Source organism: Flavobacterium galactosidilyticum (assembly GCF_020911945.1).
GTDB lineage: Bacteria > Bacteroidota > Bacteroidia > Flavobacteriales > Flavobacteriaceae > Flavobacterium > Flavobacterium galactosidilyticum.
The window spans coordinates 2,101,378-2,115,463 of record NZ_CP087135.1; the positions used below are offsets into that span (position 1 = coordinate 2,101,378).

At 34.4% G+C, this 14,086-nt stretch carries 12 protein-coding genes; 5 read left to right on the plus strand and 7 right to left on the minus strand.

Features of this window, described 5'->3' with window-relative positions:
• Positions 1-100: 100 nt before the first annotated feature.
• The 6 genes from LNP27_RS09230 to istA all read right to left on the minus strand — a co-directional run bounded on the left by LNP27_RS09230 (position 101) and on the right by istA (position 7,718).
• Positions 101-3,595, minus strand: a complete 3,495-nt coding sequence (locus LNP27_RS09230; protein WP_229941356.1) for a DEAD/DEAH box helicase family protein — start codon at positions 3,593-3,595, stop codon at positions 101-103.
• 95 nt (positions 3,596-3,690) lie between these two features.
• A complete protein-coding gene (locus LNP27_RS09235; protein WP_229941357.1) occupies positions 3,691-4,239 on the minus strand; it encodes a GIY-YIG nuclease family protein in 549 nt (182 codons plus the stop codon).
• On the minus strand, positions 4,239-5,231 hold the full coding sequence (locus tag LNP27_RS09240; RefSeq protein ID WP_229941358.1) for a ComEC/Rec2 family competence protein: 993 nt from the start codon (positions 5,229-5,231) through the stop codon (positions 4,239-4,241). The genes LNP27_RS09235 and LNP27_RS09240 overlap by 1 nt, the downstream gene beginning before the upstream one ends.
• A gap of 10 nt (positions 5,232-5,241) precedes the next feature.
• A complete protein-coding gene (locus LNP27_RS15250; protein WP_255673693.1) occupies positions 5,242-5,364 on the minus strand; it encodes a hypothetical protein in 123 nt (40 codons plus the stop codon).
• Positions 5,365-5,415: 51 nt separating this feature from the next.
• Positions 5,416-6,153 (minus strand): IS21-like element helper ATPase IstB, encoded by a 738-nt coding sequence (gene istB / locus LNP27_RS09245; protein WP_229941359.1) that lies wholly within the window; start codon positions 6,151-6,153, stop codon positions 5,416-5,418.
• A 17-nt stretch (positions 6,154-6,170) separates the two neighbouring features.
• A complete protein-coding gene (gene istA / locus LNP27_RS09250) occupies positions 6,171-7,718 on the minus strand; it encodes an IS21 family transposase (protein WP_229941360.1) in 1,548 nt (515 codons plus the stop codon).
• 38 nt (positions 7,719-7,756) lie between these two features.
• On the opposite strand from istA, the gene LNP27_RS15255 reads away from it, so the two are divergent.
• Both LNP27_RS15255 and LNP27_RS09255 read left to right on the plus strand, forming a co-directional pair.
• Complete coding sequence (locus LNP27_RS15255) at positions 7,757-7,885, plus strand: hypothetical protein (protein WP_255673694.1); 129 nt, start codon at positions 7,757-7,759, stop codon at positions 7,883-7,885.
• 30 nt (positions 7,886-7,915) lie between these two features.
• Positions 7,916-8,107 carry a hypothetical protein gene (locus LNP27_RS09255; RefSeq protein ID WP_229941361.1) on the plus strand — a complete coding sequence of 64 codons (192 nt, stop codon included), beginning with the start codon at positions 7,916-7,918 and terminating at the stop codon, positions 8,105-8,107.
• A gap of 113 nt (positions 8,108-8,220) precedes the next feature.
• Here the strand turns inward: LNP27_RS09255 and LNP27_RS09260 are convergent, their stop codons facing one another.
• Positions 8,221-9,066: an RteC domain-containing protein gene (locus tag LNP27_RS09260; protein ID WP_229941362.1), complete on the minus strand. Its 846-nt coding sequence runs from the start codon at positions 9,064-9,066 to the stop codon at positions 8,221-8,223.
• A gap of 312 nt (positions 9,067-9,378) precedes the next feature.
• Between LNP27_RS09260 and LNP27_RS09265 the strand changes: the two genes are divergently transcribed.
• From LNP27_RS09265 to LNP27_RS09275, 3 genes are all read left to right on the plus strand, one after another.
• Entirely contained in the window at positions 9,379-10,356 is a 978-nt protein-coding gene (locus LNP27_RS09265) for a hypothetical protein (protein WP_229941363.1), read from the plus strand.
• A 200-nt stretch (positions 10,357-10,556) separates the two neighbouring features.
• Positions 10,557-11,510, plus strand: a complete 954-nt coding sequence (locus tag LNP27_RS09270) for an AAA family ATPase (RefSeq protein ID WP_229941364.1) — start codon at positions 10,557-10,559, stop codon at positions 11,508-11,510.
• 9 nt (positions 11,511-11,519) lie between these two features.
• The gene (locus LNP27_RS09275) at positions 11,520-14,018 is read left to right on the plus strand and encodes a S8 family peptidase (RefSeq protein ID WP_229941365.1); all 2,499 of its coding nucleotides are present in this window, start codon (positions 11,520-11,522) and stop codon (positions 14,016-14,018) included.
• Positions 14,019-14,086 lie beyond the last annotated feature (68 nt).

The window sequence follows — 14,086 nt, forward strand, 5'->3', positions numbered from 1 at the left end:
AAGATTAACACTGCAAATATTAGCATGAACTATGCATTATATGTGCATAGTAAAAAAGAGGTAAATACTGTTTTTTATAAGTTATTAAAAAAACAGCATTTTAAGTTCCGGATTGATTGTTGTTGAAGTCTTGAATGATTTTGAAAATGAAGTCCGCTTGTTGTTCGTTGAATACACCATCAATGCCTAAGCTATGAAACTTTTTAAATGGGGAGTCGTATAGTTTTGTAGGATCTATTTTTCCGTTTTTGGTTAAGAAAAGTTTGATTGTATCCAGAAATTGTATTTGTACCGCACTCAGTTGGTAATCGTTTATAAATTTAGCGAAAGCGGCATCCACACAATCAGCAGATAAGCCAATTAGTGATATAATGAATTGGACTAGGTTCAATTTTACGCCTAATTCCTGTTCGATATGGTCTTTTTTGATGCCTTTTTTAAAGAGTATAGTTTCTAAGGATTCTAATTCTTTGGCTGTTATCGTTTCCCCTTTCTGGATCCTATTAATGGTTATGTTGTCTTTGTTTTTTCTAATTATTTCCTCCAGACGGTGAATATTACTGGTGAATGGCGATGGATATGGTTCTCGTTTTTCATTGACAAAATCGGTAGTAACCACCTCATCTTCATTTAAGAAATCTTCAAAATCGGTAGTCACGTATTTTTGGTCTATTGGATCGATATACTTTACAAGATCTCTGATTCCCGAACGTATTTTTTCAAGATGTTGAACGCCGTCAGTTTCCCAGAATTTTTCTTCTAATGGTAATTTAATTAACCCTTCTTTCTCTTTTACGTCTGGAATGGTGGTTTTCTTGAGTAACTTTTTTGATAAAATAGCCACTTTTGTGATAGGAATGGTTAAGCTAGCCACAAACTCGGGCGTGTTTGGTGTTTCCAATCGCTTAATCATAAGTGCATACAACAGCTTGTCATAAAACCTTGCTAAGTCTGTATCTCCCTTGGTTGGTCGGACTAATGGTGCTATAATTTCCTGTATGGTTTGAACGTCTTTCTTTGATAAGTGATTCCAAAGTTCTCGATTTTCGCTGCCATATTCTAATACCGCCTGCATTTTCATTTTAACATCAAATCGGTGCTTGTCTAGTTTTGCTATTTCTGAATGAAGTTCGTTTAGTAATGTATTGCGATAGGCTGTTAGATAGGCATCACATTGGAATTTATCCTCTTTTAGATATTGCGCCAATTGTAATTTTAGACCAAATACCACCTCTGATAAACTTTTTTGAGAGCTCGTTTCAAAACCCATTGGATTTTCTTTGAAGAACTCAAAATTACCGCAGAGATCGAATATTAAAAAGCGTTTTTTGTCTTTTCCTATACCAAATAAATCTGGTCGTAATCGTGAACCACGGCCTATCATTTGCCAGAATTTCGAATAGGATTTTACCGGTTTGTAGAATACTAAATTGACACAACTTGGTGCGTCAATTCCAGTATCCATCATGTCTACAGATATTGCAATTTGTGGTAGTCTTTCTTTTTCCTCGTCACAGAAACGCAGTATGAATTCTTCGGCTTTTGGCTCTCCGTGCGTAATTACTTTTACATAGTCATTACCAAATTGTTCTTTGTCCAATTCCATAAAGATGTCTTTTAGGAACTGTGCATGTTTTTTATTTCGAGCAAAGATGATGGTTTTACCCAATTCTTCGTCACCTCGTTTTTTAATCCCGTTTTTGATTACAAATTGAAGTGTTTTTCGGGCGGTATCTCTATTAAAAAGCCATTCGTCCAGTTCTTTTGATTGTATCCATTCATTACCGGACGCTTCTTCACCGTCCAGAATTTCCTCTTCAAATTCTTCTTTTTCTTCGTCTGACAGTTCATCATATTTGATGCCCTCTCTCAAGAATTTAGTTGGTACTTCAATAGATCGGTAAGGAGATAAATGTTTGTTGGCTACCGCTTCTTCAAAGGTATAAGCATCTGTGGGTGACTTATCGGCCAAGCCGAATATGGAATAGGTGTTTTTATCAATGCTATTTTTTGGCGTTGCCGTTAGCCCTAAGTATAGTGCATCAAAATAGTCGAAAATGGCCTGGTACTTTTTGTAAATGGAACGGTGTGCCTCATCAATGATTATTAAATCAAAATGGCCTACGCCATAAAATCGTTTGTCATCCACTTTTGAGCCATCTATTAAGCCCATCATGGTTTGATAGGTTGAAAAAGCAAAACGCGCGTCGGGATTGTCTTTTTCTTTTAGGAGATTTACGCTTGAATGTTCGGGCAATAACTTTACAAAATTGCCTTTGGCCTGACTTACCAAACTTTTTCTATCGGCTAGAAATAATATTCGTTTTGCCCAATTGGCTTCCAGTAATAATTTAGACAGTGCAATACTGGTTCTGGTTTTTCCTGTACCGGTTGCCAATACCAATAAAGCGCCTCTGCTGGTTCCAATGAGGTTTCCGGTGGATTTATCGTTACCTGCAAAATGTTCGGCAATACTTTTGATGGAACGCAGTTGGTAGCCTCTTCCGGCTATATTAGTGTCTATAATCGCAGTTCTAATGTCGGCACGATTCTGACGACGGTACATGAGTGTTTGCAATTCTTTCTTGGTGTAAAAACCGTGAACTAATCGAGCCGATTTGTAGAACTGGTCATCCCACAAGAAGGTTTCAAAACCATTACTGTAATACATTACTGGGCGACGACCGTACATTTTTTCTAAACTATCGGCATATAATTGTGCTTGGTTTTCGCCTTTGCTGGCGCTTTCTAAGGTTTTTTTAGCTTCTACTAATGCCAAAGGCAAACCATCATCATCCCATAATACATAATCTACATAACCCGTTTCCGAGGTATTGGTAGATGAAGGCATGTATTGCACTTTGAATTCTCGGTCTTTTATACCTACCAAATCCCAGCCTGCTTCACGCAAGGAGACATCTATAAAATACTTTCGTGTTTCATATTCGTTACGTGGGTGATGTACGGCATCGTCGGTACTGGCTTCTTGTTTGTTGGCTTCTATTTGGGTTTGTAAAGCTTCAATTTGCTTTTTGAATAACTCATTTTCTTGCTCTAGCTGCTTATTTTTATCAGAAGCTTCTTTGAGTTGTGTTTTAAAAGTAGTTAACTCTTTGTCAAATTGTGTTTGAACACTTTTTAGTTGCTTTTGTGAAAGGGTATTGTGTCCTTCAGTAGGCACCAATTCCCAATCAAACATTTCTAATGGCCCTAGATCATTAACGGCATAGGATTTTGCAAACCATTTGCTGAAATAAAACAGATTGGATATAATTTGCTCTGCATCAGTATCCGAAACAGGTTTGTTGTGTATGGCCAGATTCCCCACTTTACGGATGAGGTCTATTTCATTATACAACTTATGCGGAAATTGTTCTTTGAATTCGTGATGCTTCATCAGTGAATTCAATGAAGTGTCAAAAGGGAGGTGTAGTTCGGAGTCGTTATTGAACATCCAGTTGATAGCGAGTTCCAACGCCATACGCGCGTAGGTCAACGAAGTACGCGGATCTGTAATGGCGTTTTGTTCTGCCTTTTGGCTTCTTTCGAAAAAGGCCGACCATTCTTGTGCTAAAAACTGAAAGTTTGTTTTCATTTGTCGTTACTATTTGTTCTTAATGGTCAAATGTAATTCGCTTGATTTATAAGCTATCAGCATCATACTAAAGTACATTTCATTCGACTAAGATACTAATGTGTTCTGAAACTATTCCATTTAGTTTTGAATTTTCCTGCTAAAATAACTTCTAAAAAATACAAATCGTAATCTTCTGGTATTGAATATAAAACTACTTTGTAATTTTGAATTACTGTTTTAGCTGTATCCATATCCTCGTTTGTGATGGTTGCTCTAGTTGCTTCTTTGCCTTCTAATTTCCATTTTGCCTTTGTTTTTAAATAGGCTAGGGAACATTCGTTGTGGTTTTTGCCCCAAGCGTGTTGTCGCAACCTTCTAAAAACAGTGCGACTAATGCCAACATATACTGGTATAATACAACCATCTTTTTCTTCGCCAAAAATATATAATCCTTTGAATTCCTTTACCTCATTTGGTGAATAGCCCAATTTATCAAATTCCTTTTTGTCTCTTGTTATTTTACCATTTACCGTTCTATATAACTCACCAACTTTTTTACAATGTGAGCTATTAAATTGTAATAAAATAGCTTTAGCTACATCATCTACAAGATTAAGTAAATCACTTAAATTTTGTGGATATGGTTCGTTTTTATAATTCATTATCTAAATCGTAATAAACATCCGTAATTGAAAGCGTTTATTTGTGTGTTTGCAAATATTTTACCCCTCATTTTATTAGCTTCAATTATGTCTATTATATTTTGACGAGGATGTTTATGTGTATTTCCCAATCCAAAATTAATTACCCACCAATTTGCATTTGTATATGTAGTAATTACAGCGGCTTCGATATAATAATCAGCTCCATGGTGCGGTATTTGGAATATCCCAACATTGTCAATATACCTAGTATTTATCCATTTTGACTGCATCTGATTTAAGCAATCTTCATTGAATCTTATATCACCGGTTAATAAAGTTCCTATTGGCCTTCTTAAAGACCAATATGGGAATACCCTAAAATACATTCTATGGTTTCTAAATAGCCTTGATAATTCTCCATGATAAATTACTAAACTAGTATCATTGATTAATTGACCATAACCAAAATTTGAAGAATAAATCGTATTAAAATTGGATTTGAATGTAGTAGTGTGAGTACTTATATAATTGGCAATATCATCAAAATTAACACTAGGAGTACCTAAAAGAGTTCTTAAATCTGAATGGAAATTATTTACTGATGTTAAATCTCTTTGCTTATTGAAAAACTTGAATTCCCAAAAGGCAATGATTGAAAATCTACCTAAAGCGTAATAATGAGAAACTTTTGGGTTTTGTTTTTCAATATTGCTGTTTGGAACTAATTGATTTGAAATTTCAAAATCAAATTCATCAGACAAAAATCTATCGAAATCAGGATCTTTTAAGTCTGGTTCATTGTTGCCGTTTGAGCCTTTTTCATCACTTGGATGAATAAAGACTATTTGTTCAACCTTTCTTTCCAATAAGAAGCTTATAGGGTCTTGAATAAATGCAAAAGTATCAGGATCTCCTCCGGATAAACTGACATCCGTATAAGCGAGTATTAATTCATCAAGATTTAAATAAGGTAGAATTGCTAATTTTGCTCCTCCAGTTTGATTTAACAAATCTCCAATTTTATTGATGTGATTGCAAATTCCAGTGATATTGACCACCCAATTCCAATTTAAAGTGAGCACCCAATTCCAATTTAAAGTGAGCACCTAATTCCGGAGCAAAATGACCACCTCCATTTTTCATTAAAAACTACTTTTTTTCATCTGTTAATTAGTATTCAAATATACTTAAATATTAGCTTTTGTTTATGCCCCTTTTTTTTCTCATAGATTCTCCGTGTAGTTCGATTCGGTGAGATTGATGTATCAGCCTATCCAAAATTGCATCAGCTATGGTTTTTTCTCCAATGATATCGTACCAACCTTGTACCGGGATTTGCGATGTTACGATGATAGAGCCATTATTGTGTCTGTCTTCAATGATCTCTAAAAGGGTAATTCGGTTATGACTATCTAATGCTTGGAGTCCAAAATCGTCCAGTATAATATCATCTTGCCGTTCTATTCTTGCCAGTTCTCGAAGGTAAGAACCATCTGCTTTGGCCATTTTTAATTTAGCAAACAACTTTGAAGTATTAAAATAACTTACCTTAAAACCTTGTATACAGGCTTGATAACCTAATGCTGTACCTAAATAACTCTTACCCACACCGGTACTTCCTGTGATTAAAATGTTTTCGTTTTTCTCTACAAATTCGCATTCTGCCAGACGTAGCACCATGTTTCGATCCAGATTACGGGTTTGGTCAAAATTGATACTTTCAATATTTGATTTGTAATGGAATCGAGCATTCTTGATACTGCGTTCAATGCGACGATTATGCCTTTCATCCCATTCGGCATCAATAAGCATCGATACAAACTGATCAAGTGTGTAATGGTCTGTTTTTCCGCTTTCAATGGCGGTTTTAAAAGCATTATGCATACCATAAAGCTTCATTTGTTTCATTTTTGTTACTGTGGATTCATTCATGATTATTGGGTTTTAATTTAATTATAATACTGTTTTCCTCTGATGTTGCCGTGAACAGGGAGTTCCTGCTCGGGTTCTTGTTCAAAATCAATATGGTCTAGGTTGTTTTCTAAAATATTTTGTATGGTCTTAAAATTGTAAATTTTAAAATCAAGTGCCCGTTTACAGGCATTTATTAATCGCTGCTTGCCTACCTTTTTCTCGAAGTTTAGTATTCCCAGACAACTTTTATAGGCTTGTTCGGGGTGGTTTCTGCTTTCGATTATTTGCAAAATATATTCTCCTACGGATTCATCAATACTACTGGCCCAATCAATGAAGCGGGCAGCGCTCCATTGGGCTACAAATTGGTGTGTACTGGCTAAATGTTCTGGGGTTGTGGTATAGACATAAGGTTTGTAATTCCTCGGATGAATGGCTATTCGATTGTATTTGTAATAGATCTCTACCGTTGATTTGGTATACAAGAGTTTCGCTTTTTTCTTTACATATTGATACGGAACACTATAGTAATTTTTGTCTTGACTTAATTGGACATGTCCGTTTTGCATCACCGTTGCAAAGGATTGGTATTTGATTTCAAAGCGTTCTTGTGGTAGTGGGCGTAGTTTTTGTTTCTCATCTTCTAAAAACAATTCTTTACGGGAGTAAGGACGTCCTGTGAGTTTTCGACTATTATGAGCATCTAATAAATCCCATATCTGCTGGTTTAATTCTTCTAGAGAAAAGAATTTGGTTTCTTTTAGAGTTACGTAAATCCTTCTGTACAATATCTTTACCGCACCTTCAACCAATGATTTATCCCTTGGTTTATAAGCCCTGGCAGGTAAGATTGTGGTTTGATAATATTCCGCTAAATCAGCCAGGGTTTCATTGATTGTTGGCTCAAAACGACTGCTTTTTATCACTGCAGATTTTAAATTATCGGGGACAATTGCCGCAGGAGTGCCTTCAAAAAAACGCATAGCATTTTCTACCGAAGTAACAAAATCTTCCTTTTGTTGGCTCATGGAAGCTTCTGCATAGGTATATTGGCTGGCTCCCAATATGGCTACAAAAAACTGTACTTCTTTGATTTCTCCGGTATCTTTATCAATGATGGAGAGTGTTTTTCCGGCATAATCCACATACATTTTATCACCGGCTTTGTGATTCATATGCATTACAGGATTGACTCGTTTGCTCCATGTTTTATAATGATGTCCAAATTGCGAGCTTCTGTAACCATTAGGATTTAGGGCAATATATTGCTCCCACATGTGCTGTATGGTAACGCCAACTTTTTTTAGTTCGCGTTCCATTTTAGGGAAAAAATCGTATAGGATCTGCAATTTGGGACTAATGGATTCCACAGTAGTCTGTGAAAACAAAAGTTCTAGTTCTGCATCTGTTTTTCTATCAATTAATTCAAAGTTTAATCCGAGAACTTCAAATAAAGAAATATACTTCTTTACCGTATTCCTGGAAAGGGATAAGTAGCTACTTATAAACAACTTACTCTTTCCTTCACAATAGAATTTAATTACTTTTCTAATTTTACTCATATCTGTTATTTTGTTTGCCATAATCCGTATTTTTTTAACGAATGTATGGTGCTAACAACATGAAAAAGTCAGTAGTTTTTAATAATCAATTTACCCCAAAATTAGGTGGTCAGTTTGCTCTGGAACTGGTGGTCAGTTTGCTCTGGAACTGGTGGTCAATTTACACTGGAAAGTGGTGGTCAATTTGACCGGTTTTTCCAGCTATACTTTATGATTTTGTGATTCAGTACGAAAGGAGTATCCTTACTGATCCCATTCTGACTGAAACAGATAAACAAATTATCCTGACCACTACATCTTTTGCCCGACATTCGGCTTATGAGACTAGAACGGAATCGACAGCTATAATTGATCCAGACTGGCGTAAACTTGTAACGCATCTCATTGGTGATAGTGAAACTATTGAGTAGTATCCTCCTGCTTTGCAATTGGCTGTTTTGATTTTATAAAGAATTGACTGCCTTGTTTTTAGGTGTTTTTCACAAGCAATGTTAAAAGGCTGCTCTATTTTGAGCAGCTTTTTTTAATTTTCATCTGCTTCGTCCATACGGATCATGAGTTTGTTTTTGAGTGTATTCAGAAATTTTGTTCTCTCAGATTTTCTGTTTCGGATTTCCAGAAAAACCCTATTGAACTGTCCTAAATCAATATTAAAAGAGTACTCGAAAAAGGTTGTGACTTCTTTTAGTCCTGAAGTTCCGTTATTAAAAACGCCTTCTGTATGGAGTGCATAAATCAATTCAATCAATTCTACTTTTGATCCTGTCCATTTCGGGCCTTTATGGAGTGGGGAAGTTGATTGTATTGTTATTGCCTTTCGGTTTAATTTTGCTATTTGCTCTTCCAGAAAAACTTTTATCTCATCGTTGGCTAGTATTCGAGCCACTTTATAGTCATGGGAGGTAGTGAAGCGATGATCTGCTTGAAAATAAAAACTGTCTACCATTAGTTTAAGATCATATTTTGCCCTTATAAAATATTTATTATCCAGGCAGTTGTTGCCGGTGCGGTAGTAGCGGTAAAACTCCCGGTTCTTCTTGAAAAAGACTTTTAACTTATTGAGTTCTGCTTTATAATATTTACCCATTGTTTTTTGAGACCCGAAAGACTTGTTGGTTTCAATATTATAGATTTCGTTATAGTAAATCAGTTTTGCAGCAAACTTTGGCTTGATGTCCCGGAAGAATTCTATTTCCTCTTTTTTGTTTAGCTGTTTATATTTTATGAAAAAGGTTTTTAGTTTCTCTAAGGCAGCAACGCTATTCTCTATTGCCTGTTCGGCCAACTGTACCTGATTTTCTGTTTCCAGATGGATCAATTTTAACTGATGTTCTAACTCAGACATCAAGGATTCAGCAAACAATTTCATTAGGGCTGTTTTAGATTTACAATTTGACTGATTCAGTAATTGAATCAAGAGGCAAATCTATTTGATGGTTGCTTGGGTTGCAAATGGTGTGCTGTTCGATTCCCGAATTGAATAGTGAAATTCCCGAATTGCATAGTGGTAATAATTTGATTTTTTTCTAGTGTCTATGATACTTACTTAAGTAGTTTTAAAATAAACAGTAGTATTCACGGAATGTGATGCCACCATCGCGAATCAGTATGGTAAATGTCTAGATTTAAACTATCTTTATCTATGATATTACTAATATTTGTTTAGATATTTAATCAATAAATGGAAGAATTTGAAAAAAATTATGCTAAAGTTACAGAGACTCTACTTGATTATGGATGGATACTTACTCCGTTTATACTTAATCGGGATTTTATAAAAATCCAACGATTGGTATCAACAATAGACAGAACTACTTCTCTAACAGATATTGAACGTGAAACATTTCAAAAAGAAATAAATATCCTTCTAACTGATATTATTTTTAATCCATTGTTTCGGGCATTTTTTGTTTATAGGGCAAAGGAGGTTAAGTATATTAAAGATTTTTCACACCATATAGAAAGAGGACTACTTCATTATTATAACAATGATTATTTTTCTACGGTTTTATGTTTGTTACCAGCTATAGAGGGATCACTCTTGGCTTATTATGGATGGGAATATGGAACAATTAGAAAGCCATCAATTACTAAATTAATTCAAGAAATAGAAAAATGTAGGGTTCGCACTTATGACACTGTAAAGTATAAAATGTATTCTAAATGTATTTCTCTTTTTTTACAAAAATGGATATTCTCAGATACAAGTACTGCTGATACCTCTTTTTCTTATTTGAATCGACATTATGTTTTACATGGAATGGGGAATAATAATTATTATTCGATAGCTGATGCCCACAGACTGATTATGTTTTTTGATTTATTCATTGAATTTCTTTCACTTGAGCAAAAGATAAAATATAGTTTTATACCCGACCCAGGAGTTAATATTTCAATTGACAGTAGGAGTGGCTATTATTTTAAGTTGCTTACCACCAAAATAAAGAGAGAAGAAGTTATGATAACGGAATATGAGTTTATGAAGCAAAACATAAACTATTATGTTGAAAAAGATATTCCTAACTTCCAAGAAATGGTTATTCGTTCAGCTAAAGAACATAAAGCATTTATGAATGAAATGGAATCTAAGTTTGGGAAGATAAAAAAGCAAAAACAATCTATTTGCAAAAGAATCAAGCACTATTTTGCTAGAAGGTAACGGTAAAATGTAAATATTTGGGTTTTTTACGTTTCTCATTGACAGTTACGGAATGCAATTATACCTTCATGTATGGATAACTGGTAATAGTTCGATGTTAGGAGACCTCAAAGAGTAGGTTAACTATGGTAGCACTTCTTAAAAATGAAGATAAGAGCAACTAAATATTAAAAAGTCTATTTTTTTATTACTTTTGTTTTATGGCAACAGCTGAACAAATAAAATCCTTACTTCAATCTCATTACAAGAACGATAATGATCGATTTACCTCTATAGCACTACAAGTGGCTGCACATGAAGCGAGGCAGGGCCATATGTCTATAGCTAAAGATATTAAAGCCTTAGTTGATCGTTCAAAAACTGATGGATTTAAAGTTATTAAAATCAATCCCGATTTAAGTGATTTAGTTCTTGTCTATTACCCTGAAAACAAGTTAAGTGAATTAATACTTTCCAGTGAAGTTAATAATAAGCTTCACAGAATCATTAAAGAATACAAACAACGAGATAAAATACAAAAATTTGGTCTACAGAATCGTAGAAAAGTTCTTTTATCTGGATTACCAGGTACTGGTAAAACGGCTACAGCTTCGGCTATTTCCGGAGAATTAAAACTGCCTTTATACGTCATTATGATGGATAAACTAATGACTAAGTATATGGGTGAAACAGCTTCCAAACTTCGTCAGATTTTCGATATGATGATTTCAAATCGAGGTGTTTATCTGTTTGATGAATTTGACGCTATAGGTGCCGAAAGGGGAAGGGATAATGAAGTGGGTGAAATGCGTAGGGTTTTAAATTCTTTTTTGCAATTTATTGAACAGGATAGTTCTGAAAGCATTATTTTCGGAGCAACAAATAATATAAAAATTCTTGATTCAGCACTTTTCAGACGTTTCGATGATATTATAAATTATACGTTACCCACCAAAAATGATATTGAAGAATTAATAAAATTAAAACTGAATAAATATTTAGGGAATTTCTCATTAGATACGACAATTTCGGCCGCTTCGGGGTTAAGTCATGCGGAAATAACAAACGCTTGTTATGATGCGCTCAAAGAAATAATATTGACTGATAAAAATATTGTAACGCAAAAAATATTAATTCAGATGGTAAAAGATAGAAAAATTCACCATATGCTGTAATTACTATTTATGAGCAATGACTTCAAGCCCCATTTATTCCTTAAAAAGGTTTACACTACTCAAAATTTCACTACCACTCAAAAGGGAGGTCCCTCTACTATAATTTTCCCTCAACGAGACAGAGCGCAACATGGCGAATTTTTATTATCTGCTTTAACAGATATCTGGGAATTTCATAATAAAGAGATTACAGAAAGGAAAGAAATAGGGTTACCTGTAAAAAATGGAGAATATATAAGTTTCACCAGTGCGGTAAATGATAATTTGCAATTAAGCTCTTTGGATGCTAATGGTGCAAAATTATTAAATGTTAAATCTGATAAAGAAACGCAACAGCAAATTGCAACTGTTTTTATTCCAGAAAATAAAAAAGAAGGGCTTTTAAAAAAGGTTGAAGAATACTTATCTCAAAATGCTATATACAAGGGCGTAGATCAAAAGAAACCTAAAAACCAGCCATTAGTTGATACAATTGAAAATATCTCCGTTTCTACAATTGAAAATATTTGGAGCAGTCCTATTGAATTTTTACCGCGGGAACAGCAAATATGGTGCGAATTATGGTTAGATACAGAGGTAGCTAATCCTGATCATTATCTTCAACATCTTAAAAGTATTTGCACAATATTTGATATTGAATTAATTGAAAATTATATCAGTTTTCCACAAAGAACAATTGCTGTTGTGAGGGCAGACTACGCACAATTGTCCGAATTAATTAGATCTTTTCCTTTAATAGCAGAAATTAGAAAAACGGAAGAACTAAATAGTTTTTGGCTTAGTCAAATTACAGTTGAACGTGAAGATTGGATTCAGGATGCGCTAAGCAAAATCAATTTCACAGCAACTAATAATTATGTAACTATTTTAGATACCGGTATTAACAATGGGCATTTATTATTAAGTCCGCTTTTGTCCGACTCAAATAGATTAACTGTTGACTCTGCTTGGGGTATCAACGATATGAGTGGTCACGGAACTAGAATGGCCGGCGTAGTAGCTTATGGAAATTTGAATAGTATATTGGAAAATAATGTTAAAACCAACATCAATCACCTGTTAGAATCTGTAAAAATTTTACCGCAAAACGGAAATCAGCCCCATCAATATCCATTTATAACATTAGACGCTGTTAATACTGCTGTGATTAACAATCCTGATTTTAAAAGAATATATTGTTTGGCAGTAACAAGTGAATTTCAAAATGATTTTGGGAAACCTTCAACGTGGTCAGCTGTAATTGATAGTATAATATTTGGAGCAGATGAAAATGACAAAAAACTATTTGTTATAAGTATAGGTAATGTTCGCGATGAAGAAGATTGGAAAAACTATCCAAACAGTAATTTGGATTTAGCGGTGGAAAGCCCAGCTCAATCTTGGAATGCAATAAGCGTAGGTGCATATACTTTAAAAACATTGGCTGATAGGCAAACTGTAGCCAATCATGCCGAATTATCGCCTTTCAGTCGTACTTCAAGTTCTTGGGAAAATTCTTGGCCAATAAAACCTGATGTCGTATTTGAGGGGGGGAATCTTGAAAGTCTAAACAATGGAGACGTATCTCAGGAAGATGATTTAGAAATATTGACAACATCTAATATCTCCATTACAAATAATTTTTCAACTATAAATGCCACAAGTGCTGCAACGGCTTCAGCATCACATTTTTTAGCAAAACTTCGAGACACTTATCCTGAAGCCTGGCCTGAAACACTTAGAGGTTTAATGATACACTCTGCAAGTTGGACAGAAGAAATGTTTAATCAATTTGGATATGACATTGCCAAAAAAAGTTCCGAGGCTTTAAGACTTCTTAGAATTTACGGTTATGGTGTTCCAAATTTGGAAAAAGCAATTAAATGTAAGTCCAATTACTTAACATTTATATCAGAACAATCAATTCAGCCCTATGTATTAGATGGAGGTACTATCAAAACCAAAGACATCCATTATTATGAATTTCCTTGGCCAAAGGAAGTATTGCAAAATTTAGGAGCAGCAAACACAACGTTGAGAGTTACTCTTTCTTATTTTATAGAGCCAAACCCAGGTGATAAAGGGTATTCTACAAAATATTCTTATCAGTCAACTGCGTTAAAATTTTTATTGATTAATCCAGGAGAAGATTTTGATAATTTTAAATTGCGAACCAATAAGATAAATCAGGATGATTTAAAGCAATTGCTTGGTGTACCTAAACTAGATTCAACTGACATTGAAAGAGAGACGGGTAATGATAGATGGTCATTAGGTGCGGATAATGTTTTTAAGGGGTCCATACACAGCAATTATTGGAAAGGGACAGCCGCTGAAATTGCAAGCTGTAATATTTTAGCCATTTATCCAGTGGCCTCAGGTTGGTGGAAACAACTTAAGAAACAAAATAAGGCTAATAGTAAATTAAAATATTCTTTAACTGTCTCAATCGAGACACCTGAAAACACAACCGATATTTATACTACTATTGCAAATAAACTAATTGTAGAGAACCTTATTAAAGTATAGTTTTTCTTCAAAAGACATCAATTTTAATTTATTTATAAAAGTTTAGGTTTATTTTTCTATTTCTACTT